This is a genomic window from Nocardioides jensenii JCM 1364 = NBRC 14755 (genome assembly GCF_001552535.1).
Lineage (GTDB): Bacteria > Actinomycetota > Actinomycetes > Propionibacteriales > Nocardioidaceae > Nocardioides > Nocardioides jensenii.
Genome location: NZ_BCRJ01000001.1, coordinates 1 through 25319, shown reverse-complemented (window position 1 = coordinate 25319; position 25319 = coordinate 1). Strand labels below are relative to the sequence as shown.

27 protein-coding genes are annotated in these 25319 nt (G+C 67.9%); all 27 read right to left on the bottom strand.

Annotation, left to right across the window (positions count from 1 at the left end; translation table 11 throughout):
- Position 1 precedes the first annotated feature (1 nt).
- The gene (locus NJ4_RS00130; protein ID WP_067428384.1) at positions 2 to 2548 is read right to left on the bottom strand and encodes a hypothetical protein; all 2547 of its coding nucleotides are present in this window, start codon (positions 2546 to 2548) and stop codon (positions 2 to 4) included.
- Positions 2541 to 3755, bottom strand: coding sequence for a hypothetical protein (locus tag NJ4_RS00125; RefSeq protein WP_067428380.1), 1215 nt, complete (start codon positions 3753 to 3755; stop codon positions 2541 to 2543). Before NJ4_RS00125 ends, NJ4_RS00130 begins: the two co-directional genes overlap by 8 nt.
- Positions 3755 to 5584: a DNRLRE domain-containing protein gene (locus tag NJ4_RS00120; protein ID WP_067428377.1), complete on the bottom strand. Its 1830-nt coding sequence runs from the start codon at positions 5582 to 5584 to the stop codon at positions 3755 to 3757. Before NJ4_RS00120 ends, NJ4_RS00125 begins: the two co-directional genes overlap by 1 nt.
- Positions 5577 to 8927, bottom strand: a complete 3351-nt coding sequence (locus NJ4_RS00115; protein ID WP_067428375.1) for a hypothetical protein — start codon at positions 8925 to 8927, stop codon at positions 5577 to 5579. The genes NJ4_RS00120 and NJ4_RS00115 overlap by 8 nt, the downstream gene beginning before the upstream one ends.
- A gap of 4 nt (positions 8928 to 8931) precedes the next feature.
- Positions 8932 to 9198, bottom strand: a complete 267-nt coding sequence (locus NJ4_RS00110; protein ID WP_067428372.1) for a hypothetical protein — start codon at positions 9196 to 9198, stop codon at positions 8932 to 8934.
- A complete protein-coding gene (locus tag NJ4_RS00105) occupies positions 9195 to 9854 on the bottom strand; it encodes a hypothetical protein (protein ID WP_067428366.1) in 660 nt (219 codons plus the stop codon). Before NJ4_RS00105 ends, NJ4_RS00110 begins: the two co-directional genes overlap by 4 nt.
- Complete coding sequence (locus NJ4_RS00100; protein ID WP_067428363.1) at positions 9854 to 10093, bottom strand: hypothetical protein; 240 nt, start codon at positions 10091 to 10093, stop codon at positions 9854 to 9856. The genes NJ4_RS00105 and NJ4_RS00100 overlap by 1 nt, the downstream gene beginning before the upstream one ends.
- A complete protein-coding gene (locus NJ4_RS25390) occupies positions 10093 to 10239 on the bottom strand; it encodes a hypothetical protein (protein ID WP_157550491.1) in 147 nt (48 codons plus the stop codon). Before NJ4_RS25390 ends, NJ4_RS00100 begins: the two co-directional genes overlap by 1 nt.
- Positions 10240 to 10306: 67 nt before the next feature.
- The gene (locus NJ4_RS00095; RefSeq protein ID WP_067428360.1) at positions 10307 to 10792 is read right to left on the bottom strand and encodes a phage tail tube protein; all 486 of its coding nucleotides are present in this window, start codon (positions 10790 to 10792) and stop codon (positions 10307 to 10309) included.
- A 60-nt stretch (positions 10793 to 10852) separates the two neighbouring features.
- A complete protein-coding gene (locus NJ4_RS00090) occupies positions 10853 to 11047 on the bottom strand; it encodes a hypothetical protein (protein ID WP_067428357.1) in 195 nt (64 codons plus the stop codon).
- Between the two features lie 40 nt (positions 11048 to 11087).
- The gene (locus tag NJ4_RS00085; RefSeq protein ID WP_067428355.1) at positions 11088 to 11525 is read right to left on the bottom strand and encodes a hypothetical protein; all 438 of its coding nucleotides are present in this window, start codon (positions 11523 to 11525) and stop codon (positions 11088 to 11090) included.
- Positions 11525 to 11872: an HK97-gp10 family putative phage morphogenesis protein gene (locus NJ4_RS00080; RefSeq protein WP_067428352.1), complete on the bottom strand. Its 348-nt coding sequence runs from the start codon at positions 11870 to 11872 to the stop codon at positions 11525 to 11527. Before NJ4_RS00080 ends, NJ4_RS00085 begins: the two co-directional genes overlap by 1 nt.
- Complete coding sequence (locus NJ4_RS00075; RefSeq protein WP_067428349.1) at positions 11869 to 12336, bottom strand: DUF6093 family protein; 468 nt, start codon at positions 12334 to 12336, stop codon at positions 11869 to 11871. The genes NJ4_RS00080 and NJ4_RS00075 overlap by 4 nt, the downstream gene beginning before the upstream one ends.
- Positions 12336 to 12686, bottom strand: a complete 351-nt coding sequence (locus NJ4_RS00070) for a hypothetical protein (protein WP_067428346.1) — start codon at positions 12684 to 12686, stop codon at positions 12336 to 12338. Before NJ4_RS00070 ends, NJ4_RS00075 begins: the two co-directional genes overlap by 1 nt.
- Positions 12687 to 12760: 74 nt before the next feature.
- Complete coding sequence (locus NJ4_RS00065; protein WP_067428343.1) at positions 12761 to 13090, bottom strand: hypothetical protein; 330 nt, start codon at positions 13088 to 13090, stop codon at positions 12761 to 12763.
- Positions 13091 to 13101: 11 nt separating this feature from the next.
- The gene (locus NJ4_RS00060) at positions 13102 to 14025 is read right to left on the bottom strand and encodes a phage major capsid protein (protein ID WP_067428340.1); all 924 of its coding nucleotides are present in this window, start codon (positions 14023 to 14025) and stop codon (positions 13102 to 13104) included.
- 5 nt (positions 14026 to 14030) lie between these two features.
- Complete coding sequence (locus NJ4_RS00055) at positions 14031 to 14396, bottom strand: capsid cement protein (RefSeq protein ID WP_067428337.1); 366 nt, start codon at positions 14394 to 14396, stop codon at positions 14031 to 14033.
- A gap of 1 nt (position 14397) precedes the next feature.
- Entirely contained in the window at positions 14398 to 15663 is a 1266-nt protein-coding gene (locus NJ4_RS00050) for a head maturation protease, ClpP-related (RefSeq protein WP_067428334.1), read from the bottom strand.
- Complete coding sequence (locus NJ4_RS00045; RefSeq protein ID WP_067428331.1) at positions 15660 to 16916, bottom strand: phage portal protein family protein; 1257 nt, start codon at positions 16914 to 16916, stop codon at positions 15660 to 15662. The genes NJ4_RS00050 and NJ4_RS00045 overlap by 4 nt, the downstream gene beginning before the upstream one ends.
- Positions 16917 to 16938: 22 nt before the next feature.
- Positions 16939 to 18579: a hypothetical protein gene (locus NJ4_RS00040; protein WP_067428327.1), complete on the bottom strand. Its 1641-nt coding sequence runs from the start codon at positions 18577 to 18579 to the stop codon at positions 16939 to 16941.
- The gene (locus NJ4_RS00035) at positions 18576 to 19061 is read right to left on the bottom strand and encodes a hypothetical protein (RefSeq protein WP_157550489.1); all 486 of its coding nucleotides are present in this window, start codon (positions 19059 to 19061) and stop codon (positions 18576 to 18578) included. Before NJ4_RS00035 ends, NJ4_RS00040 begins: the two co-directional genes overlap by 4 nt.
- Positions 19062 to 19225: 164 nt before the next feature.
- Positions 19226 to 19543 (bottom strand): HNH endonuclease, encoded by a 318-nt coding sequence (locus NJ4_RS00030; protein ID WP_067428322.1) that lies wholly within the window; start codon positions 19541 to 19543, stop codon positions 19226 to 19228.
- Between the two features lie 12 nt (positions 19544 to 19555).
- The gene (locus NJ4_RS00025) at positions 19556 to 19738 is read right to left on the bottom strand and encodes a hypothetical protein (protein ID WP_067428320.1); all 183 of its coding nucleotides are present in this window, start codon (positions 19736 to 19738) and stop codon (positions 19556 to 19558) included.
- Positions 19739 to 19816: 78 nt separating this feature from the next.
- On the bottom strand, positions 19817 to 20758 hold the full coding sequence (locus tag NJ4_RS00020; protein WP_067428317.1) for a hypothetical protein: 942 nt from the start codon (positions 20756 to 20758) through the stop codon (positions 19817 to 19819).
- A gap of 9 nt (positions 20759 to 20767) precedes the next feature.
- Positions 20768 to 21262: a hypothetical protein gene (locus tag NJ4_RS00015; protein ID WP_067428314.1), complete on the bottom strand. Its 495-nt coding sequence runs from the start codon at positions 21260 to 21262 to the stop codon at positions 20768 to 20770.
- A 202-nt stretch (positions 21263 to 21464) separates the two neighbouring features.
- Positions 21465 to 24131, bottom strand: coding sequence for a phage/plasmid primase, P4 family (locus NJ4_RS00010; protein ID WP_067428311.1), 2667 nt, complete (start codon positions 24129 to 24131; stop codon positions 21465 to 21467).
- Positions 24128 to 25096 (bottom strand): DNA-methyltransferase, encoded by a 969-nt coding sequence (locus tag NJ4_RS00005; protein WP_067428308.1) that lies wholly within the window; start codon positions 25094 to 25096, stop codon positions 24128 to 24130. Before NJ4_RS00005 ends, NJ4_RS00010 begins: the two co-directional genes overlap by 4 nt.
- Positions 25097 to 25319 lie beyond the last annotated feature (223 nt).

Below are 25319 nucleotides of genomic sequence, written 5' to 3'. Positions count from 1 at the left end.
GTCATGGGTGGACGACGAGCTTGATGGGGAGGTCAGTGAATGTGGCCGCGGTGGTGCCGGTGTTCAGCAAGACGACCCGGCAGTTGGTGGTGGTGTAGGTGTCGATCTGACGTACGACCATGGCGCCGGCGCCGGTGACGAACCCGGCGATGTTCCCGACGATTGCGTCAGGGTTGGCGTCGAGGGTGAAGCCGTAGCCGATGGTGGCCGTCTCGGTCGTCCCAGCGGCGACGGAGGTTCCGGACATGGTGGCGTCAACGACGCGGGGCCGCCACGGGGTGACCGCTTCTCCGGAGCCGGTGAACTTCCACAGCGGGTCACCGTTCGAGTCGACGGCGGTGGACTCGAGCTGCCCCGGCGCCGACCCTGCGGAGATGAACCCATTCGACGCCGGGGGGACCGCTGACCCCGTGTCGAGGACATCCAACGGGGTAATCGACACAACCCCGGCTGCAAGGGTCTGCTGCAACCGGACGGTGCCACCGGTGCCGACGTACACCTTGACCCGGTCAGCCTTGTCAGCGGCCCCCGGATCCAGGTTCCCCGCGTCGGGGGGTGTCGGGGTGGTGACAGTGAGCCAGGTCCTAGCCTTCCACGACCATGGGGCGGCCGGGGAGTCCTCGGTCTCATGCGTCCCGGTACCCCCGGAGTCCCCGTCGTACCAGGTGTGAGCGACACCCACAGTCTGGGTGGTGACCCGTTTCGAGTAGTCCCAGATGCGGCCGCCGGTGTCGAGGTGGCGGAACCTGGTGCCGTCCCAGTGGAAGCCGGCAACTTGCGTGGAACCGGCACGCGCCCACTCGTGGGCGGTGACCCGGGTCAGGGTGGTCGTGGAGTTCACCCACGTCGACGGGTCGAACGCAAGAATCTGGTTCGACCGGGTCGCGACGATCAGCCGGTCGGCGCCGAAGTCGGCGGTGCCCATGAACACGCCACCCATGTGCGTGGGCGTCGACCCGACCGGCAGACACAGGTTGACGCGGGCACTGACACCGGTGGTGGAGTACTCCTCGACGACCAGGCGGCCGTTGGTCAGGTACCGGGCGATGATGATCTGGGTGCCGTCGGTGCCGATCGCTGGCCGCCACACCTGGTCTGAGGGGAACGCGAGCCATTCCCCGGTCTTGACCATGTCGGTGTCGAACCTGAAAACGTAGTAGTCGCCCTGACGCTGGTGGTCCTCCCCGAGCACGTAGTACGACGACCCGACCCGGGTGAGCCCGGCCGGGTAGAAGTTGTAGGGCATGTTCGGGAAGAAGAACCCGATCCCCTCCCCGGTGGCCTTGTCGACAGCCCTGGCGCCACCACCACCGAAGAAACTGAACGCACCCACCCACTGGTCGGTGTGGTCGATGCGCTCGACGAGGCCGCCGAGGGCTGCGCCGAGGTCGACGACCTCAGAGATGTCGGTGGCCAGGCTCGGCCACATCGACCCCGGCGTGGGGGCCACGGTCGGGTTCGTGACGCCGTTCGAGGCCCGGAGCACCCCGAAGAGCTGCGAGAGACCGAAGAACGACGCGTTGCCCTCGACAGTGAGGGACTTCAACACGGCGTGCGCGATCAGTTGGATCGGGTCACCGTTCGCGGGGATCGTGATCCCACCCGGCACCACGATGCCGTTGTCCGGGTCGATCGTGATCAGACCTATCGCCAGCAGTCCCGCCAAGATCGTGGCACCCGACAGGGTTCCGCCGACCAGCTTGGAGACCGTCAACTCGGCGATGGTGTCGGAGTCGCTCAACTTCAAACGACCCTCGACCTCGACCCCGACCGGGGCCGCCCCGGCGGCGTTGTGCGCCACCGCCACCAAGTAGTAGCTGGTGGCTGGATCCAGTGGCGTGGTCCCGTCGGGCAGGGTCACGATCTCGATGATCGTCATGGCTGTCGACCGGACCAGCGTCGTGGAGTCCGGGACGAACCCCGACGTCGTGCCCAGGTGGTAGTCGATGACGGTGCCGAACTCCACCTGGGTGGCCTGCACGACCAGGCTGCGCGGCGTACCTGCCACCTCGAGGGCGGGGGACGACTCAGGGGGCTCGGCGGGGATCGGGGTGGGGATCGTGGAAGGGATCGCACCCGTCAGGTCGAGGGACGGGCTCTTTCCGATGACGTCCACGATGCGCAGGTCATCGGTCGTGTCGTCGATGATCACCGACTCCCCGACATCACCCCGCGGCCCCAGCGGAAGCAGCGGCACCAGGTGGTGGTCTACCGCCACCGTCATCGGGTCGCCCTCGACCTGCTCGTCGAACACGACCTGAGCAACCCGTTCCACCACCGGGGCGCCCGACTCGGCATCCCAGATCGCAATGAAGTCGCCTTCGACCACGTCGCCGACCAGTGGGTCGACCAGGGTCATCGTGTCGGCCTCGTCGTCCACGCTGGCGTACGCCGTGGGGACGTCGGCGATCAGGCACCAGCCGCCGTCCTCGTCGAAGTCAGCGACGTCGGTGAGCTGCAGCTCGGTGACCCCGGCGGCGTGGTCGAGGGCGTACACGTCGCCCATCGCGTCGTCGTTGACATTGATCACACGCCCGTGCTCAGCCACGAGACCACCCCGATCCCGACTTCGTCGACGTCTTCACTCGGTTGAACCCGTCCCCGCGCTTGCGGGTCGTCTTCCGGCGCGTCACCGGAGCCGTCGTACGACGCACCTGGCCCACGGACATCACCGCAGCCCCGTCGACCCCCAGGGGGATGGAGAACTGCGTCAGGCGCACCGCCCACGCCCCTTCACGGGTACGGACCCGCACCAGGTCGCCCTCCTCGAGACACGGGATCGGCATCGCGTCGAACCCGAACTCGGTCTGCAACCTGGCCCCGTCGTTACGGAGCCGGACCGCCTTCGCCTTCGCCTCGGCCTTCGAGCGGATCTGGTCGTTCTCCTCCACCCGACCCCGGTAGAACGGCTTCCCGCCCCGAGCCAGCGACCACGGTGAAAGGTCGTGCCCCTTCGGGAGCGTCAACGTGAACGCCACCCGGTGCTTGGCACCCTTCGGCTTCCGCCCGATGACGGTCCAGATGTTCTCGAAGTCGCCACCGGGACGACCGATCGCCGGGTCAGTGAGCAGCGCCCCGTCGAACGTGTAGACAGGCTTCCCGGGCCGGTGACGCATCACCGCGCGCCCGTACCCGTCGTAGTAGAGCTGCCGGTCCATCGACGAGGCCACCTGACGGGCCTTGTCCCACCACGTGTCCAGCTTCTTCACCGTGAACCGGGCCGGCAGCTTCGTGGCCAGGTCGGGCACCGAGAGCATGGTCTCCCCGGACGCCCACAGCAGGGACCGGATGATGTCGGTCTTCTTCTTGCCCTTCGCGAACTGTCGCGGCGTCCACGCCGTGCCCAGGCCCATCGACTCCTTGCCGTACGCCACGAGCTCGACCAGCGCGCCGGTGCGCTTGAGGTCGTCCAGGGGGCCGGTGAAGATCCAGCAGTTGACCCACTGGTCCAGGGCAGGCACCCGGATGCAGTAGCCGACGCGGATCATCCGCTGCTGGTGCAACGGCAGGTCGGCCAGCCCGTCGGCCTCGAAGCCGATCGAACGGGTGGGGTCGAGGATCGTCATCGTGCACGAGCGCGCCGGCTTCTGTGACGTGTCGACGGTGACCTGCCCGTCGAGCACCATCGGGGAGATCTCACGCAGGTGCTTCCCGGAACGGTCGAGAATTCGCAGGATGATGCGCCGCTCGTGGGTGTTCTCCAGCGCTCGGAGGTAGGCCCGGAAGTCGGCCGCGTTCAAGCCCATGCGTTGCATCAGTCGACCCCGTATCCGATGTCGCCGACCTGGAAGAACTCGAACTCGACCCGGTGCTGACGCGAGCCCTCCATGAACGACGACGACGGCAGCACGGTGAGGTGGCGCAGTCGTACGACGATGCGGAGGTCCGCGGCGATCAAGTTCACCGCGTCGGACGGGTTGTCCTTGATCGTGGCCAGGATCGCCAGTGCCGCGTCGAGGTCCTGGGTGGGCGACTCGGAGATCGTGCCCTTGAAGGGCCCGGTGATCCCCTCGAGCTGGGTGATGATGTCGACGTCGATGGCACGGTTCACCGGCTTGTAGGTGATCCGGCGGTCCATCTGCACCCACTCGTCGATACCGGTGCCGCGCAGCTGGACCATGTCGCCGTTGGTGCGACGCAGCCAGACGCCCTCGACCTGAGTGGTGAAGGTGCGGGTCGGGCCCTTGGTGGACCGCTTGCCGTTCACGACGGCCTTCACGTTGTAGGTGTGCGGCACCCACGACTCGGTGTCGGGGAAAGTGGCCGTGAAGGAGGTGCCGGCGATTACGAGGTCCTCGTTCTCGAACGTCTCCACGACCTTGCCGTCCTTCAGGAGCTCCCACGAGTCGGCGGCCGCTGCCCGGGTCCACACGACCTGCACGGCGGGGGTGTCCCCGACCTGGGTGACGGCCAGGGTGGCGACAGGTGTGGTGGCCAGGTCGTCGTCGACGGTGAACTGTGTCCACGTCTGCGTCCACGTCGGGTCGCCGGGGGTCGCTTCGCGGTCGACGGTGTCCCAGACCTGCACGTTGAGCCACCGGGTGGAGTCGTCGGGGAGGATGACCCGGCCGGCGTCGTTCCTGAGCGGGATGCTCCACACGATCGAGGTGCCCGTCTCGGGCTGCTTGCCGGAGTCGTAGAGCACCTTGGTGCGGTCGGCTCCGTGGGTGATGCGGATCCGGTACGCCTCCATGGCCGTTGAGACGGTGGCCAGGATCTCCGGGGTCGAGTCCCACAGGACTCCGGCCGAAGGGCTGTTGATGGTGATCGTGGGCTTGTCGACCCGGTTGAAAGTGGCCCAGTCCGACCAGGCCGACCAGAGGCCGGAGCCGTCCTTGACCCGGACTCGCCACTGGGTCGAGGACCCGGCGGCCAGCCCGGCGTACGCCGTCGTGCTCAGGTCGAGCTCGGGCTCGGTGGTGACGACCTCGCCGGAGTCGAAGTCCGGCGTGCCGCCACCGGCGCCGAGTGGGTCGATCTGCACCTGCACAGACGCGAGCTCGGTGGACCCGGACACGTCGGTGTAGTCGAACAGCAAGGTCGGCTTCGACAGCGACACAGCAGCCGAGGACGGCGTCTGCGACGTCGGCTTGTCGGGTTCGTCGGCCCACTCCACCTCGAGCTCCCAGGAGTCGTACCCGGAGTCGAAGGAGAAGAAGTTCACCGCCGTCGCCGAGGACGAGGCAAGGTTCCAGCCGTAGTGCTTGGCCCCGTTGGCGATGGACTGCACCGAGGAGAGGACGTTGAACTCCACGGTGGTGCCCTGGGCGACGGCGCCGACGACTGTGACCGCGGCGCCGGTGGATCGTGCGTCGGGGCGGTTGGTCCACGTGGTGGCTGAGGAGAACTTCTCCGCCAGGGGCCGCAGGGTCAGGGTGCGTGACCCGGCCCAGGTGCCACGGGTGGTGCCGCGCAGGGTGGCAGCCGTGATCGTGGCGCCCTTGGGTGCGGGGGAGCGGAGGTAGACGTAGGCGATCGCCTCGGAGGCTTCGACGCGGAGCCAGTTGGTGGACCCGAACCGCTTCGAGGGTACGGAGGCCCTCGCGAACGTGTCGTTGCCGGCGCGAACGATTCCACTACCCATGACGGCGTACCTTCCGGTCGAACTCGGCCTCGGCGTCGATCTCTTCGCGGGCCACGTCGCGGGCGATGCCCTCGATGGTGGCCGGACCCCACGGGGTGTCCAGGACACCGGTGACCGACATCGCCATGGCCGGGGCGCGCCTCGACGAGTGCTCGCTCATGACAGAGCCGCGGTCGTAGCGGCCGGCAGTGCCGCCGTCGGCGAGCCGGTTGGCGTTGATTGCCTTCAGCAGCGGCCGGTGCCGGTCGGCCTGACCGTGACGGTTGCTGATGACCTCCTCGGTCGGCGCCAGCAGCGTTAGCACGGAGTCGCCGTACGGCTGCCGTTGGCCGGGGACCGTGAAGCCCGGAGAGCCGCCGTTGGCCAGCCGCGGGACGGTGGCCCCGTCTGCGGCGAACAGGCCAGCCGCCCCCGTGTTGACGTGGCGGGTGTAGACCGTGGCGGAGTCGCCGTCGAGGTTGGCCAGGGCCGCACTGATGCCGCCGATCGCACCGAAAACACCCATCGCACCGCCGAGGCTGACCGTTGGATTGGCGTCCTTCTTGTCGAGGTCCTCCATCAGGCCGATGACGCCCCGGATGCCGGCGGACGCGGCGTCCCTGAGGATGGCGATCGCCTGGGCCCTGGTCAGCCCGTACTTGTCGATCAAGCCCTGGATGGTGTTGACCTTGCCCGACGCGATGTCCTTGACTGCCGCGGTCGCCTCGGCCTTGGTGAGGCCGAACTCGTGCAGCTTCTTCTTCAGGTTGGCGATCTCGCGCTCGGCCTTCATCAGGCCGACGTTCCTGATGATCGTCTCGATCAGCTTCGGAGTGAGGTCGAGTTCCTTCAGGTAGGCCCTGATCTGGGGAACCGAGAGCCCGGCGGCCTTGCCCTGCGCGATGATCTGCTCGGTGCCCAGCTTGAGGTTCTTGGCCAGCTTGTCTGAGCTGGCGCCCTCGCCACGCTGGGCTACCAGGTACTCGACCAGGTCGTTCTTGAGCCCACGGATTGCACTGCGGTTTGTTCGAGCGCTGTCCGTCTGCCCCTTGAGTGACCGGCCATTCTCGGCGAGGTTGTCGTTGAGGTGCTGGAGGCTCTCGTTCCACGTGTCCTGGGTCACCGACAGAGCCTCGGCCGGATCCAAGAGCGCGTGCAGAGCCTCGTTGAGAGCGTCGGCCGACTCGGCCACTGTCTGCAGCGGGTCGTTGAGGCCGAGGATCGCGTCAGAGACGTTGCCGATCCGGCCGGTGTCTGAGTCCATGCGCTTGATCTCGTTGTTGATCTGCGCCAGCAGCCCGGACTTCTTTGCCCCGTTCGCGTTCTGCAGGTCCTCGATCGAGATGCCCAGCTTGTCCATCACCGGCAGGGCGACCTTCATCGCCGCGATGCGGTCCTCCAGACTGACCATGAACCCGGTGTCCTTGCCACCGAACATGTCCGCCATGCCCATCGACTTGGCGATGTCGCTGCTGGTGATGGCGAAGTCGTTCGCCTGGTCCTGCAGTTCGCGGAGCTCGTCCGAGCGCTTATCGACCTCGCCATTGAGCCCGGCCCTGATCCCGGCGAACGTGCCAGCCGGATCGGTGAACGTCCCCCCGAAGCCCTTGCCGAACGCCGTGAAGAACCCGTCATCCGAGTCGGGCGTGTTGAGCCCCGACTTCCAGTCGTCGAACTCCTTCTTCGCGTCTGCGAGGCCTGTGGTCATCGCCGAGTAGTCGGTGCCCTCCACCGCCCTCTGAGCCCGCTTGAGCGAGTCCTCGAGGTCGTCGTTGGCGCCGGCCAGATCCATCGTGAAGCCGGCGGCAGCACCCAGGACGGTTCCGTACGGACCGGTCAGGCTGCCGATCATGCCCATCGTGGCCGTGTTGGCCAGGCCCATCTTCTCCGGGAGTGGGGACATGGCCAGGGCGAAGCCAGCCGCGGCCGCGGTGCCCTTGGCGAACCCGGCGGCGGACTCACGCATCGTGCCCGAGACGCGCTGGCGGGCAAGGGCGAGCTTGGACTCGGCCGCGGCTTGCGCCTGCACAGCCTTGAGCGTCGCCTCGGACTGGACCCGCATGCGCACTGCGGCGAGCTGGTCGCCGGGTCGGGCGCCCATGATGAGCGCCGCCTCGCGGGCTCGCACGGCAACCTTGGCGCGATTCGCCTGCGCGGCTGCCAGCTCACGTTCGGCGGCCGCAACCTTCTTGTACGCCCCGGGAATCTGCTGGATCATCCCGAGCTGCGAGCGCATCGTGCCCGGGGACCCCGACATGAGCCCGCCGGCGAAGATCCCGCCGGAGGACAGCGAGGCTGAGGAGATCTTCTTGGTGGCGCCGAGCACGAGGTTCAGCGCGGATACGGCTGCAACCATGCCCATGATCGGCGTGCCGAGCGGGGAGTCTGCGATCGTGGCCACCAGGTCGGCGAACGCCTCCACGCCCTCGAGCACGGGGCCGCCCAGCGGGGCTGCGGCCTCACCGATCTGCAGGAGCCCGTTGGCGAGCGCCCCGAGCGTCTCCACTGCCTGCGGACCGGTGTCGTGCATGTACTCGAGGAACTCTTGGAACTTCTCGTTGCTGTCAAGGTTCGCGGTGGCTTCAGCAAGGTTCTGCGACCACTTCAACAGGCCGGCTGAGAAGTCATCCGAGGCTGGGTCGAGCGCCATGATCGTGTTGGCGCCCGCGGTGGCCAGGTTGCCCAGCGTGTGACCGAAGTCGAGCAGCTTGGGCTTGCCCTCGGTGGCCAGGAAGGTGAAGAAGTCGTCCCACTTCTTCGACGCGAGATCCGCGCCAGTGTCGGCAGCGAGCTCGCCGAGGCCCTCGGCCATCTGGGAGACGAAGTTACGCACCTCGGGCAGGCGGTCCATCAGGGAGTCCAGACCCTTCTGGAAGCCTGGCAGGGCGCCGGCCTGGGCGGTCGTACGCAACGTGGCGAGCTTGGGGCCGATGGTGTCGAGGAAGTGCACGAACTTCACGGCGTCCGGACCCAGCCCGCGAAGGGACTCCCGGACCTTCTCGAGGTTCTCGGGAGTCTTGTCGAGCTGGTAGGTGTTGAGGGCGTCCAACGCCCCGCCGATGCCCTTGAACGCAAGAATGGCGGTCCCACCGGCGGCGGCCGCAAACCCGAGCTGGGTCGACAGGCCGGCCACCAGGGGGACCGCAGCAGTCATGATGGGGATGAAACCGGGGCCGAGCGCACCGGCGGCGCGCGCGGCGATGGCCATGCGGCCCGAGAGCCTGTCGATCGACGAGCCACCCTCGCGGTCGGCTGAGCGCAGCCGGGACTCCAGGATGCCGACCGCGGCTGCCGAGGTGGCCATGTCGCGGTTGAACTGGGCAACGCGGGCCCGCAGGGAGACTGTGACCGACCGATCAGCCATGGGGTCACGCCCTCTCTTCGTCGAGCACGGCACGCCAGATCAGGGCGTGCATCTGCGGGTTGGTCTCTTCGGTGACCTTCGACTGGGCCACGAGCAGCGCCGTGTTTCGGTGGCAGCGCACAGGCGGGGCGGCCTTCCACTTGTCCTGCAGCTCGGGGTCCTGGCAGAGAATGGCCGGGTTGCCGCAGACGGCGCACAGCTTGACCGAGTCGAAGGCCAGCATCAGAGAACGGTTCTGTTCGTCGAACTCCGGCTCGGCCATCGTGGTCACGAGTCGGGCGACTCGGCCTTCTTCGTCCCGCTCGACTTCGGTGACGTAGGTCGGCTCCCACCCGCGGAACCTTTTCGGGGACGGGCCTTGCCAGGACTGGGCTGTGCCAAGCTCGCTCCGGAGTCCTGGCTCCCGTGCAATGAGCGAGCTGAGGGAGGGACCGAGGTCTCGTTGAGGTTCACGCCCTTGGCGGCCCCGAGCAGCTTGTCCAACTGCGCAAGGTTCAGGGTCGGGAACAGTGCATCCCACTTCGCCTTGGGGATCTCGGTCTCCGTGTCGCCGTCGGCGTCGGTGACCGAGACGCAGGTCTCCATGATCAGGGCCCGGGGGAACAGCTTCGAATCCCACCCCTGCAGCTGGTCGGCCATCACGCCCGGCTTGGGTGGGTGTGCAGCCTGCAACTCGATGTAGTCGAACGGGTCCAGCTGGTCGAACGCGAACGTCACCTTGGAGGCCTCGACCTGGTCGCGGAGGGCGTCCATCTGCTGGATGATCTTGGTGGTGGCAGGCATCGCCAAGGATCCGTGGTCTCTGACTGCGGCATCGTCGAGCTCGGCCGCCAGCTTGCGCCACTCGGCGTCCACGGCCTTGTCGAGGATCAGCTCGACGGTTGCCGAGAACTTGGTCGACTGGTCGAACTTGTCCAGGACGCCCATCAGTCTGTGACCTTCACGTAGACCGTGTGCCTCGCGAGCGCAGCCTGCTCAGACGTCGAGGCGGTGGCGTCCACCATTCGTTCCCCGGTCTCCGGGTCGCGGGCGACCACCTCGGCGTAGATGCCGTCAGTCGCGAACCGCAGTGAGAAGGTGTCGTCGACGTCGAAGCCTGCGGCCTTGATCATGTCGAGGTAGGCGGCTCGGGTGATCTGACGGGGAGTCTTCTCGGTGCCGTCCATCACTGCTCACCCGCCTTGCGGCAGATGATGATCCAGTCACGGCCACCCTGGTAGTGGATGGAGAACACCTCGTCGCCGGATTCGACAATCCGGTTCAGGTGGTGCTCGAGCTTGTCGGTGGTCATTGTCCGGTAGACGTAGAACACGGCGCCTCCTTGGCGCTAGAGGGTCACCTGAGCCGCGCCGTGCGGCCAGGTGTCGAACGGGGGTGGATCAGGTGAGAACGCCGCGGACGCGGGCACCACTGATCGAGACCGGGACGCGGTAGCGCAACAGGCTGTTCGCCTCGCCGCGGCCGACGTGGTTCCAGTCACCCGTGCGGACCGGGTAGGCCTCGTACGCGTCGCCGACGATGGGGGCGGTGTCGGCGTCCTCGCCGTCCATGATCACGATGATCAGGTCGGTGTCCTTGACCGAGACCAAGGTGAAGAATGCGCTGGGGGTGTCCTGCTTCTTGCCCACCAGGCCTGTGCCGGAGAATGACTGCCGACCCGGGAGGCGGGTGTCGAACGTGGACGAGAGGGCGGTGTTGTCGACCTCTGCCGTGGACGCCTCGAAGCCTTCGAGGCCGGTCGGGATCAGCTCGTCGTGTCCGGCCTCGCCGGTGCCGATGTTGGCGACCGTGAGTGCGCTGATGTCGAGTGCGGCTGCGGGGACGGCGAAGACTCGGGTCTTGCCGTCAACGATGATGTCGGTCATCGGGGTGTCCTCCTCGGACTGGTGTTACGGGTGGGTGGTTGTCGGCGTCAGTCGCCGGTGCTAGCTGGTGAAGTCGTCGCCGTTGAAGCCGTCGAACCCGACCACCGACGTGCCGTCGTCGTCGGTGTGCTCCTCGGCCGACTCCTCGTCGGCGAGACGGAAGCCCTTGGCCTGGGCGTGCTTGACGTAGCCGACGGGGCACTTCCACGGCTTGTCGTCCGGGCTGATCATCAGGACGTGGTTGGACTTGGACATGACGCCTCCTTGGCGATCGGGTGAGTGGAGCAGTTGCTCGTCAGGGGGCGAGCAGGCGGAAATGAAGGGGCGCGTAGAACCGCGCCGGCGTGACGTTGTCGTCGCGGCGGAGACTGACCACGTCGTCCTCACGAATCCGGATCCGGCGTACGACGCCGTCGATCTCGACAGCAGCACCGGCCAGCGCCTCGAGGACCTGGTCGACACACCACATGGCGGAGGTCGGGTCTCCAGCGGCACAGGTGACCTGGAAGGCTCCGTCGGTCGAGGCCTGCAAGCCGTTGAGCGCGTTGGCGTGACGGCGGCCCGGCGAGTAGTAGAGGACCGCGTAGGCGTAGACGCGGTGGTTGCCCGGGTCGGCCGGCGGAGAGGTCGAGTTGCCGTTCCCATCGACGATCTCGCCGTCGTAGGTGTTCACACCCGTGAGCGCATCCAGCAGGGCCCACACGGCGTGGTGCATCACGCGGACTGAGGCCATCAGAGGATGTCCTCGCCGGTGTCGCCCAGGCGGCGCTCCAGGCCGTCGGCGTTGACGTCGAGCGCGGGGCCCATGAACGGCTGGGGGGCGGTGTCTGAAGTGCCTTCTTCGACGTACCCGGCGTACCTGGTCGACGCAGTGACTTCGCCGTCGAGGCCGTCGGCGTGGCCGTGGATGCTGCCCTTGAGTTCTCCGGTGAGGACCGGGGCGAATGCCTTGGCGTCGCGCTCGGTGGCGCTCACAGTGGCCTGCACGTCCTGACGGGCGCCGGCTTCCACCTTGGCGGGCGCGGCCGCGAGGTCAGCGTGCAGTGCGGTGACCTCGCCGAAGTCGATGTCGAAGCTCACGGGGTGACCTCCGCCGGTGTCTCAAGGTTGTCCGTGCAGAGCAGGCGGCGTTCCCAGTGCAGGGAACCGCCCTCGATCGAGGTGATGGTGAGCTCGCGGGTGAGCAGCCACGGGTCGCCGTTGTCGTCGACGGCTGCCACGGCGACCAAGTCGTCGAGCTGCATGCCGGTCACGGCGTGGTCGAGCATGATGGCGTAGCCGAGGGTGGAGATCTCCTGCTCGGCCGCGGTCTTCTCCTGGGCGTTGGCCGGCAGTACCTGGATCCGGGCGTACCCCTCGTAGTAGGGCTCGTTGGCGACGGTGGCCCACTTGCCTGTTGCTTCGTCGAACGCGCCACGTACGCCGCCTGGGCGCCGCAGGGAGACTGTCGCTCCGTGGGTGTCGGTGACGATGGGGCGGTGGTGGGCTGACCAGTCGGTCGGGATGACGGTGCGCCGGCCTGAACCGCCGTGGTGGCGGAGCATCAGCGCCAGGGCCGATCGTCCGGGGCTGGCGGGAAGCACCCGCGAGGCGCCAGCGCGGCACTGCCCGCGACGTCGTCCTTCACGGACTGCCGCAGGGCCCGGGCCCGCTCGCGCAGGGACTCTGCGACCGCCGCCCCGTCGGTGGAGAGGCCCTGGGAGGTGATGACCTTGGAAGTCAGGGCCTCGTCGTCGGCGATGATGTCCAGCGCCTGCGCCGCGGCCAGCTTGACGTTGGCGCCCTCCATGGCGAGGAAGGCATCGATTGCCTGGTCCGAGAAGACCTCGGTCACCTGGTCGTCGTTGATGAGCAGGCGCACCTGGCCAGCCGGGGTGGTGTAGTCGACGGCCATGACGCCTCCTCTGTGAAGTTGGGGTGACGCTCAGGCGGGGCTGGAAGGGGTGCCCCGCCTGAGCGTCGGGTGGATCAGTCCCCGGAAGGGGTGAACTTCTCCGCGAGCTCGTCCCGGGTCATGGCCTCGGCGTCCTCCGCGGAGAGCTTGTCGTCGCCGCGGGCGTCGTCGGTCGCGAAGGCGACCCAGTCGGCTTTCGAGGAGGCCTTGGTGAGGGCCTTGCCTTCATCCTTGGCGGGCTTCTCAGCCTTGACCTTCTCGACCATGCCGGCCTCGACAAGCGCCTTGCAGCGCTTGTCGTTGAAGCCGTCAGCGATGACGGCGTCCTGGTAGAAGTACCCGTCGCCACTGGCGCCGTCCTGGTTGGGGACGATGACGAGAGCAGCAGTCACCTTGTAGCTCATGTCTGCCCCTCTCAGGCCGTCAGAACGATCTTGCGGGCGGCGTTCGGCTCGAGGATGACCGGCACCGTGACGCGACGTGCGCGCACCCGGTAACCGTCCGTGTCCTCGAGGCGGTTGGACTTGACCTCGACGCCGACCCCCTCGACCTTGGCGTAGCCCGGACCGCCGAGGTCCTCGTCGGCCATGCCACCGAGCTGGTCGGTGTCCGCGATCAGCGCCGTGCCCGCAATGCCGTTGGGCGTCGCCAGCCAGGTGAGGCCCTCGAACTCCGGGAAGTTCCCCGTCATCAGGGCGTTGGTCCGGTCCTCGCGGGGGAGGTACCCGGCCGCGATGAACTTCGCCATCACGATTGCGTGGGACAGGTCGTCCATGACGACGGTGTCCGCCTCGTAGCCCTCGTTCAGGGCGCGCATGTTCGCGCGGGCCGTCAGGAACGCCGTGAGGATCTGCTCAGCCGTGGCCGAGGCGATCGCGGCCCCCAGGTTGGCCGAGTTGGTGACGGCCGACGTGATGGCCGACATCGTGATCGAGTCGACGTACTTCACGTTCTGGTTGGCCAGCTTCGTGAGGCCGCGGTCGACCGGGTTCCGGTTGAGGCGAGCGATCGCCTCGTCCGTGATCTCGGTGTCCTGGCCCCACTTGGTGGTCTTCGCAACCGACGCGGTGCCAGCCGAGAGGCTGACCAGCGGGTACTCGGAGCCGGGCGCGACGGCTCGGGGGTTCTCCCCGGAGAAGATCGACTCGCCCGTCTCGTACATGATCGCGCCACCGACGGCGTTGAACCGTCCGGTGAGCAGCGCGTCGGAGACGTACCGCTGCTCAAGCAGCGTCCGCATGCGACGAGCGACCAGGGTGGGGTTCTTCAGCAGCCGGTGGATGCTGAGAACGTCCGTCGCGATGGTCGGCGCAGGTGCGGGGTAGGTGTATCCGGCCATGATGGTCAGACCTCCATGATCTCGACGGAAGCGTCGGTGGCGGTGGTCAGGGCGACCCCGAAGACGCGAACGTCGTTGGTGCCCTGCGTGTGGGTGGCCACGCTGCCGGCGGCGGCGGCCTCGACGACCTGAGCGGCCGTCACGGTGCCTGTCGCCAGGAGGCGGTGGACGGTGCCGCGGCCGAAGAAGGTGACCTTCTCCCCGGACTTGGCGTCGAAGGCGGCGACGCCCACGATCAGCTGCGTGGCGGCCGTCGCCGGGGCGACCGTGCCGGAACCGCTGACCTGGACGGCCTGGCCGCCGGCGATGTCTGCCGAAGCCTGCGAGGTGATCGCCTGGCCCGGCTTGTAGAGGGGCAGGTAGTCAGCCATCTCAGGCCTCCTTCTCGTCGTCGCCGAAGACGAGGGCGTAGATCGCGTCGTCCTCGGACTTGGCCTCGTCGACGGGGGCGTCGTGGCCGATCTCGCTGGTGGGGATGAGCACCGCGGCCTTCTCGAAGTGCGCCTTGACGCCCTCGGAGTCGCGGTCGTACTCGGCCTCCCAGCCCTCACGACTGGTCGGGAGGTACTTGCCCTTGACGCTGTCCAGGAACGTCTTGCGCTCCTGGTCGTGCAGCGCCTTGGCCGTGGTCGTCGCCAGCTTGGCTCCGGCCTCGAGGTCGGCCAGCTTGGCCGCGGGGATGACCACGTGGCCTTCCGGCACGGTGGTCTCGGCAGTGGGCTCGGCGCGCTCGGCGAGGGCCTCGGTCAGGGCCGCCACAACGGTGGCCTCGTCCGCGTCCTCGGCGATGCCGAGCTTCTGCCGCATGGTGATCTGCTCGGTGGTGAGAGCCACGGCAGAACCTCCTTCGGTTTCGGTTTTCCCGGACGCGGATGCGATCGGGGGCTTGGGGGTCTGCCACGCAGCACGCGCGGCGGGGTGAACGAGGACGTCGAGGTCCCACGCTGCGAGCGCGGCCATCTCGTCCTCGTCGTCGAGCTGGTCGACAGGTGCCACGGGCGGAGAGCCTGCGGCGGTGACAGTGCCGATCCGATCGGCCAGGCCGGCCGATACCGACTCCTCGGCGGTGTACCAGGTGCCTTCGCCGTTGTCGGCAGTCATCGCTTCGCGCCACTGTTCGGCGGTCCCGCCGGCGCGGCTGGCGTAGACGGCGGCGTAGTTCTGTGACTGCTTGTCGATCCAGTCGGCGTCGGCGCGCAGCTGCGCGGCGTTGCCGTACGTCATCACGCTGGCGTCGTGGATCATGAACTGCGACCCGGGGGACATCACGATCTCGTCCCCGCCCAGCGCCAGCACGGAGGCCGCCGAGGCCGCCATGCCGTCGACCACGACCGTGATCCGAGCGCGGTGGTTGCGCAGCAGGTTGCCGATCGCGATCCCGTCGATCGCATTGCCGCCGGGGGAGTGCACGCGGACGGTGATCTCGTCGACGTCGAGACCGCGGAGTTCGTGGGAGACGGACTCGGCGTCGAAGCCGTACCACCAGCCGCCGACCACGCCGTACAGCCACAGCTCGCCACGCGTCGTGCCCTCGTCGCTTGCTCCAACTTCGGCGCGGATGCTGCGGAGGCCGACCGCACGGCAGATCCGGGACTTGCTGGCCTGGATCTGGCGCAGCCGGTCGGTGGGCTTGCTCATTCGGTCTCCTCGGTCGAAAGGTTGCGGAGGAACTTCACGAGATCCGCATCGGAGGTGAGGCCGGATGCCTCGCGGGCTCGGTCCAGCTCGGTCACTCGGGTGCCGATCTCGTCGTAGACCAGCCGCGGGGCAGGCTCAGTCGGGCTGAAGTTGATGTCCACCAGGTCCTCGACCACGTGCCCGGTGGCCGTCTCCGCGACATAGCCGGCGATCACGTCGAGGGAAAGGTTGAACGTGTCGGCGAGCACGGAGCCGTAGTTGTACGACCCGACCTGCCCGCCGCCTTGGGAGCCCAGGCTGAGGAAGTGACCCAGCGCAGAACGGGCGATCGCCTCGTCCTGGTAGCGCACGAACTCCGCCGTGTCCGGCAGCTTGCCCATCACGCCCATCAGTTCAAGCTTGGCGTCGTGCGGGATCGCACCGCCCGCGTTCTCACCGCTGCGGAACGAGGTCGCGAACTCCTCGCCCTTGGTGAGGTCGGCCTCACCGGGGGCCGCGGTGTAGACCGGGACGCCGGTGCCATTGCGGTCGATGGTGACCGACCAACCGCGCAGCGCCCGGTCCTTCAGAAGCCAGTTCTTGTACGCCGAACGGAGCAGCGAGCGGCCCAGCCAGTTGGCGCCCTCGCGCTCGTGGACGTAGGCCACCAGCCGGTTGACCGGCAGCGGCGGAGTCGTCGAGCTGCTCAGCAACCCAGATCCGTACTGCTGGATGGAGACCAAGCCGCCGTCGCGGGCCACCGAGATGGCCGAGATGGTGCGCGAAGGTCGCAGGGCCAGCTTGCGGATCCGGTACTGGTCCCGGCCCAGGCGGGCCGTGGCCTCCGGGTCCTCGCGGTAGACCTGTTCGAAGAAGCTGTGCCCGAACGGCAGCATCAGCAGCGCCAGGCGCAGGTGCTCGTCCCAGCTGAACCGGTCGCGGCCGCGGAGCTGCGCGGCCTTGTCCTCGGCGGGGTCGTCGTCCTTGATCGGCAGGCCCAGACTCCTGGCCACCGACTCGGTGACTTCGCGGTCGCAGCCGGTGCCGTCAATGCGCCACTGCGTGCGGGTGATCGGGGCCGTCACCGCGGTGAGCACGGAAGAGACCTGCGAGTCCTGCCGGCGCATCTTGTCGAACACCTCGACCGACAGCGGCCAGGCCAGCTCCGGAGTGGTCTCGTTCGACAGGTCCACCCAGAATCCGCCGGGGGCGTCGTTGGCGTACCCGCGTTCCCGTTTGGCGGGCTTCGGAGACGGCGGCGGGGTGTCAGCCACTGAGGCCTCCTTCAGTCATTCGTCAGAAGCCGACGCGGTCGATCGTGCGACCGGTACCGGCACTTGCTCGGCGGGGAGACGGAGGCGGAACATCAGGTACGGCAGTCACCAGGTCCCACCGGTGCAGCGCGGTGGCGATGGAGACCACCGGGGAGATCTCGAACGCCTGCTCGCGGCGATCCCACGTCTCCGCCTCGCTGGGCATCTGCCGAGTTCGCGCCACAGCGACCGCGTCGGTGATCTCGTCCTGGCCCAGGTGGAGGATCCGCTGCTCGAGCACCGCGTGCTGCAGGGCGGCACACCCGCGGGCCACGTCGGAGCTGGTGAGCTTGCGCAGCCGGCCGGGCTGCTCGCCAGGCTCCTTGGTGGTGACCTCGAAGCCAGCGGCCAGCAGATCGGGGAGCAAGACACCGGCCTGCCCGGTCGGGAGGAGCGAAAGCTCGAGGATGTCCAGGTCGCCCTTGTTGCGCAGCTTCACCAGCTGCGGTACCACCCAGGCGAATCCGGGCTTGGTGTGCGAGAGCAGCAGCACCCGGCCATCAGAGCCCGACGTGCCGGCCACGCCGATCGAGGAGCGGGAGCGGTCCGGGGCCACGTCGATGACGAGTGCGGCCCGCTTCGGAGCCGGAGTGTCCGGAGCGTTCAGCGCCTTCGAGGTCCAGGTGCGGATGTTGATGGCGGGCGGGCCGGCCATGTCGCCGGCGTCATCCATCCAGCCCAGGCACTCGCGCATGTACTCATCCGGCGCGAGCTCCTGGCGCAGGTTGCGCAGGGTGCGGATCGTGATCCGGCCCGTATCGAGAGGCTTGCCCTGGTCATCGCGGTCGACAGTCGGGTTGGCCTGCAGGAGCAGATGCTCACGGTCCAGCGCACAGTCAATGCCCTGGGAGAGCGCGTCCTTCGGGTGCAGGCAGTCCTCGGTGGCGCACTCCTCGCGCTCGGCCAGCCACTCGAGGTAGCTCATCTCCGGCGACATGCGCTTGCGGCCACGCTCGATCACGTCGCGCAGGTCTGCGGCATCCTCGTCCAGCGGCGGGGCGCTCGACCCGCGGAGGAGCTGCGGGTGGTGCTGAGCCAGCAGGATCGGGAGCAGGGCGCCTGCAGTGCGCAGCTTGAACTTGAACGCCTCGTCGATGATGACCTTCGGCTTGCCCAGGCCTCGGCCACCGTCACGGGTCCTGGTCTGGAACCAGCACGTCTGACCGGTGTTGAGCTCGATCCGCTCCTTGCCGTTCTGGTCGTACAGGCCCGCGTTCTTCGTGGCCGGCAGGTACTTCGACAGGAACGAGTTCTCGATCGTGTCGTACAGCTCCCGCTGGGCGTTGAGCGAAGTGCGCAGCTCGTGCGCTGACCAGGCGACCTCAGGCACCTCGGTGACGAAGAACCACCCGAGCACACACTGCTGGAAGAGCCCCGACTTCAGATTCTGCCGGGCGCAGATGACGCAGAACGAGAACGAAGCCGGCGAGCCATCCGGCCGGATTGCGAAGACCAGGTCCAGCCCGAGCTCCTGCTGCGGGTCCGGGGCGTAGCCGGCCTTGGCGCAGAGCTCGGCCACCTCGGGGCCGTAGGTCAGCGCCGGCTCAGGCCTGACCCGCACCCCGTGCGGACACGTCCAGTAGTCCGGCTCGATCAACCGGCGCTTGGCCAGGCTCGCGGTCACGACTGCTCCGCGGCTTTGGCTGCCTTCTCCTCGCGGCGACGGCGGGCCTTCTCGACCTCGTCCGGCTCAGCCTTCGCAACCGGAGTCGGGCTCGCGTCCTTCGCCTGAGCCGGACCGCACGCCTCGGCTACCAGCGTCCGGAGCTCCTTGCTCAGCGTCGAGATCCCAGTCGTGTCCGGGTTCGCGATCCTCCGGGCCACCTGCAGCGCGAGCTGGCCGGCAATCGTCGTCGTCGCCTTCGACTTCTCCAGCTCGAGGCGTACGGCCCGCACCAGCTCGTGCTCGGCGTCCGTCCCGGTCTTGGCTTCCTCGGCGGCGTTGTCCTCGGCGGCCTTGCGCGACCTGGCGGCCCGAGAGCGGCAGGTCGTCGAGTGGTACCGGGCGGTCGAGCGCTGCGGGACAAAGTCGACGTCGCAGTCGGGGGCCTCGCACCGCCGTGCCTCGGCGGCCGGCTTGGCCTTGCGGGTCATCGGCGCAGCCACTCGAGCCAGGCCAGCGGCCGAAAAAAGTTGCCGAGAAGGCTTGACATTTGGCCGCCTCCTTAGCGTTGCACCGAGCCACGAACGGCTCAGGGGAGAGAGCTACTGCGAGCTTGCTGACTGACCCGATCCCCGGACGCTGGATTTCTGAGCGGCCCGGCTCACAGTCAGTCGAAGATGTCAAGCGCTGAAGGCCTTGACATCTGGCCGCCCAGCCGGAGCGAATCCACGGGCAGGTTGCCCCGCTTGTAGTTGCAGCCGGGGCACGCGCCTCGCACGTTGGACCGGACCAGTGCGAGGTCGGGCCGCACCGTGACCGGAATGACGTGGTCACCCGTGGTGCTGCGGATCGTGCACCCCTCGAAGCGAAGCCAGCATGTCGGCTCTTCGATGGCCACTCGCTTGGCCAGCTTGCGCCAGGCCTGGGTGGAGCGGGGGTCAGGGATCCTGCGTCCGTCGGGTGTGGTGATCAGGCGAGTGGCCATGGTTGACCGAGGTCAGACCTTGGCCTGCCACTCGACGAGCAGTGCGTCGATCTTGGCGTGGAGGCCAGCACGTCGGTCGGTCCAGTGCGAAGGCATCCGAGCCAGCGTGGCCCGGATGTTGGTGATCGCTTCCTCGAGTTCGGCCTTCGTCGTGTCGTCAGTGACGCGAACGATCTCACGCTCAGTGGTGGTCATCGAGACCTCCTGACATGACGAAGTCCGGGACTTGGGCAATGCAGTAGCCACAAATCAACCGGACAAGGTCAGCGTACATCACGAGTTCAGTCGATCGCGTTGATCTTGCTGGGCGTGTTCGACAAGCAGTTGCTGCACGTCGCCGAGTCGATAGAGGTGGCGATCCCTGCCCGCCAGGCTGGTCACGTCAGCCACCGGAAGCTTGTTGCGGTCACGCCACTTGCGGATCCGGTCGACCAGCTTGGTCTCACTGCCGTCGTAGTCGGTCCACGCGAGCAACGCTCCGGCCGCCTCGGTCGCGGTCACCAGGTAGTCCTTGGCCTCGGCGAGCAGGAACTCTCGACGGGTGGTCACGTCGTACGTCGCCAAGCAGGCCGAGCAGGTGACGTCGCCGCGGTCCTGGGTGGCGTACATGTCCACGCCACAGTCGCACTTGCCGGCGTACCAACGCTCGGGTGGTCGGTTGACCATGCGGACGAGGCGGCGTTCGAGGTCGAGCAGCTCGTCGAGCAGGACTGGGGCCCAGTCGCGACCCTCGATCCAGCGGTGCTGGCGGTCGAGGTAGAGGCACATCGAGCCGATGGTGTTGACCGGCCAGCGTCGTACGCGGATCACGCTGCAGGAGGCGTGCAAGCAGGGGCGGGGGCACAGCGGGCCGAGAACTTGGGCCTGCTCGTCCATGAGGACGCGGCACCACGCCACGATGGTGCTCCACGTGTCGTAGCGCAGCTGATTACCGGGTGCGGTGACGGGGCCACCGACGCCCCCGAAGACGTCAAGGCGAGGTGCGCCGTTGACGAAGCGCATGTCGACCGGCAGAGGTTGCGACTTGCCGATGCTGCCCTTGGTGGCGGCTCCGGTGCCATAGCGAGTGGTCTTGGTCTCGACGTTGCCGAGGTCTTCGTAGTGGCCGGCCACGTTGGCGATGGCGAACGCCAGGGTCTTGGTGCATCGCTCGCACAGTGTGGCGCCGGCGGTCGGCTTGCCGCAGTCGCAGAGCTGCTGGGTGCAGATGGTCACTTCATCTCCTCAGAAGGGTGCCGGCGAGCCGGGGGTCAGGTGCTGGGCGTGGGCTTGGTGGTGGGTGGAGTCGGCCATCAAGGGCTGGGTCAGTGGCGAGGATCCGCATCGGTGCTCTCGTAACACGTCCTCACCTCGCTTGGTCCCAGCGGGCCAGCCTTCGATCTGTAGGTCGTAGCGGTCGTTGAGCACCCACGTCCCGCCTTCGCGGTTGAGGCTCACGGCTCGCCTGCCCTCGAGCAGGGCCATGGCCTCACCCAGCGGACTGAGTGGGATCGGGTCGACGAAGACCTGCAGGGCGGCGATCGTCGCGTCGAGCCCGGCGAGGATCTGGGCTCCGCATGTGCACGACCTGGCCTGGGCTCGTCGGTTGATGCCGGTGATGCTCAGGACGCCCTGGCGTTGGAGCTGCTCGCGCAGCCAGTCCGGCATGGCCTCGCCGGTCTTCACGGTGGCACGGATGCTGTCGAAGAGGCTGGGCTGCAGGGCCGTGGGGATGGTCATGCCGGACCACCTGCATGACGGGTTTGGCCGATTGCCAGGTCGGGTCTCTTACCCGCGCACGTAAGGCGTCCGAGTAGAGAAAACCTGTCATGTGTCATGCGGCCTAGGTCTGAAAAACCTGTCATACCTGTCATTCCCGCGTGAATCGGGGCGGAATCTGTCACGTTTTGAGCCCTGTCGCATGACAGGTATCTGTCATGGTTCATCGGTTCCACCACGCTTCAGATCCCGTTTCGGGCTCCCCGGGCGCTTTCAATGACGGATCCGTCATGGACTTTGAGGCCTCGTCGAGGAGTCGGACTCCGGCATAGAACCGGGCGCTCATGGACCGCTGCGACACCACGTCGAAGCGTGCCGTGAGTGCCGACGTCAGGGCCTTCGCCGACACCGGCGTCTCACCTTCGGTGCGGCACCAGTTCTCGTACGCCTGGCGCAGCTCGGCGACCCGCACCGACATGCCCTGGGCGGCCTGTGGACCACGTGCACAGCACTCCTCGACGAACCGGGCGACGGTGTCCTGGTCGAGCTCGTAGGCACTCGTGGCGACCCGCACGGAGTCGGGTTCGGCGAGCCCGTCACGCAGGTAGTCGACAGCGCCCCGGATCACCCAGGCGAGGATGGCCGGGCCCTCGGCGGCGACCAGCTCGCGGTCGAGGCCTGCGATGCGCTTCTCCGGCGGCACGACGTGCACGAAGGGCAGTAGGCGCAGCCGGCGCCACAGGGCGGGTCCTCCGGCACGCACGGCGGGCTTCTCGTTGGCGTGCAGCCAGATCGTGTGGGTGGGCGTGAAGGAGAAGAAGTCCTTGCCCATGAAGCGGGCTGCGATGACGTCGCCACCGGTGAGCATCTTGACCCGGGACTCTGCGAACCGTTCGCCGTCCTCGAGCTCGGAGGAGACCACCATCCGCGCACCGGAGAGCCGCGCGAGCTCGGTGGGGTGGCCGTGCTGCGTGGTGGCCAGGAGCAGCTCGGAGGGCGCTGGGATGGAGTACCCAGTCTCCCCGGTGCCGACGATGCCCTGGATGACGTCCATGAGCGTGGACTTGCCATTGGCGCCCGACCCCCACTGGAAGGGCAGGATCTGCTCGAGGTGCTCGCCGATCAGGGTGAGACCCAGAAGCCGCTGGATGTAGACGGTCATCTCCGGGTCACCGGCGAACGTGTCGGCCAGGAACGTGTCCCACAGGGGCGCCTCGGCCTCGAACTCGGGGGCGACGGTGGTGATGCGCGTGTGGAGCGCCTCGGGACTGGGTGGGGCGAGGGTGCCCGTTCGCAGGTCGACCACGCCGGCCGGGGTGTTGAGCTCGTAGGGTCGGGCGTCGAGCTGGTCGGGCGAGACGATGGTGCGGGTGTCGGTGCGGGCGACGTTGACCATGGCCTTGAGGCCGGTGTTGGACAGCGACTTCTTGCGGTGCAGCTTCTGCACCTCGTGCTCCTGGGGCAGGCCGCGGGCGATGGTGCGGGCGAGCTCGTGCACGTGGCCGGCCGTGTCCCACACCCAGCGCTGACCGCCCCAGCGGAGCCACGAACCAGCCTCAGGGCAGTAGCGGATGGTGGTGGCGTGGGAGTCGATCAGCCGCAGCGCGTTGCCGTCGTCGGTCAGGGAGTACGACCCGGGCCCGGGTGACATGGTTGTGGGGGGTTTTGATTCGCTGGGGGGGCCTTCTGATCCGGATTCGGGGGCCTCTGCTTCACCCTGGGCGATCGGCGATCCGACCAGGGTCAGGGTTGGTCGAGCCTCCTCGAGCGGCTTGCCGTACCCCTGACCTCGCAGCGCCTTGGCGGCCGCGGCGTAGTCGCCGCCGTACTCCAGCAGCGTGATCGCGCTGAACTTGCTGTAGGCCTTCTCGGTGTCGAACTCGGTGGAGCTGGTGAAGACGAAGAGGTTGTCGGCCTCGTTGCGCCCGGTGGTGGCTGAGATGCCGTCGTGGGCGTTCTTGCCTGGTCGGGTCCAGCCGTAGCAGGTGCCGCCGAAGTGCTTGGTGCGCTGCCATCCGAGGGGGGTGAGGATGTCCTCCCACGTGGCCTTGGCGTTGTAGTCGTCGCCTGGTCGCTCGCCCGGGGTTGCATTGCTGGTCATATTTTGACCATCTGGTCGCGCTGGGGCGGAATATGACTCGACCTCGGGCATGGAGTCGAGCATGTTGGCGATCGCGTGCAGGGCGTCACGCTCATCCACGCTCAGGGTGGGGATGGTGGCCGGCGTGCCCGCGAGGAGCATCCACGGCTTGCCGGTCGGGTGGGATCGGCCAGCCGAGGGTGCTGCGACGGTGAACCCGCCCTCCCCTCTCGTCTCGATCAGCACGACGGGCAGGCTGGTCGCGGTGGTCTGCTCGATGCGTTTCAGCCGCTCTTCGCGTTGCCCGTAGTTGTCGATGTGTTGGGCGGCCTCGACCTCGTGCGCCTTGTGTGCGGCGAGCTCGTCGGGCGTCATGGGTCGCCGGGCCAGCTTGGTGTTGCCCCGCGCCTCCCCGTCGACCCGGTAGAGCCAGTGCATGCCGCCCGAGGGGGACTGTTCGAGGTAGCCGGTGCATATCCGGTTCCAGAGGTCGCCGAAGCCGTTGTCGGTCATCAGGCCGGCCAGGGCTGCCACGAGGTCGGTGGCTCGCCCCTCCACCTCGAGCATCTCCAGGTGGCCGGAGATCTCGCCGCAGACGAAGCCGAGGCCGTCGTACGCCGCCTTGGCCGGGGCGGCCGCGTTCCATGGATCGGGCTGGGGCGTGAACCAGGTCGTCAGCTGGTCGAGGGTGGGCCGCTCGCCCTGAAACGCCTTCCAGTTGACCGCCGGGGCCTTGCTGCCATCAGCTTTCACTGGAATGACGGCCAGGCCAGCGGCGTGAGCGTCGAGCGCAGCGTCGAGGAGTGTCACGCGACACCGCCGCCACTCAGGTCGAGCCCCGGCTGTGCGAACCGTGTCCGTAGGCTCAGGTCGAGGTAGTCGGCGCTCAGGTCGATGCCGACGTACTTCCGCCCGTGCTTGGTCGCCGCGAGTCCCGTGGTGCCGGAGCCGCTGAATGGGTCGAGCACGGTGCCGCCCGGCTTGCAGCCAGCGAGGATCGCCCGCTCAGCCAGCGCTTGCGGCATGACCGCGAAGTGCGCCTCTGCAAACGGCTGAGTGGGCAGCGTCCAAACGTCACCGGGGTTCTTGCCTGCGTCGTGGTTCGCAACTGGATGGTCTTTCCATTCCGTGTTGTCGGTCGCCACCTGGTGGCGAGGGGTCAGGTTGCGGCCACCGATGGGTCGCGGCTCGCGGCTGATTGACGGTTCGCGGATCGGGTCAAGGTCGAACCAGTAGTGGCGCCCCTTGGCGAACATGAACACGTGCTCATGGCGACCCTGTAGGCGATCTGCAACGGACTCGGGCATCGGGTTGGACTTCACCCAGATCACGTCGTTGCGCAGCACCCAGCCGCAGTCCTGCAACGCGAACGCGACTCGCCACGGGATGCCCAGAAGTGATTTCGGCTTGGCCCACTCGGCGCCGCCCTTGTCGAGCGACCGAACCTTCGTGAATCCCCTGCGCGCAGGCTGCTTCGGGTCGGTGCCGCCATGGTTGCCGCGACCGCTGTAGTACGAGTCGCCGAGGTTGAGCCACAGCGTCCCGTCATCACGGAGCACGCGGCGCACCTCGGCGAACAGTGCGCGCATCGTCTCGACGTACTCGGCAGGGGACGCTTCGAGCCCATACTGACCCTCGACGCCGTAGTCACGCAGCCCGAAGTAGGGCGGGCTGGTGACGCAGCAGTCGATGGACTGGTCGGGCATCTCGCTGAGGACGTTGAGCGCGTCGCCGTGGTGCAGGGTCACGAGGTCGTCTTCGTAGTAGGGCTTCATGTGCGCTGGTGGCTCCTCGGGGCTGTCGTGTGCGTCGTGGTGGTGTGTGGGTCTGAGCTGCTCGAGCGGCCACCCGGGCCCGTTAGCGGCGGGTCCGGGTGGCCTGTCCAGCCCTCAGCCCGTGAAGCCGGGGAAGACCGTCGCCGGGTCGACGCCTGCAGCGCGCAGGGCGGCCACCTGGGCGTCGGTCGGGCCCGCGGGTGCAGCAGCGGCCGGCGGGGCT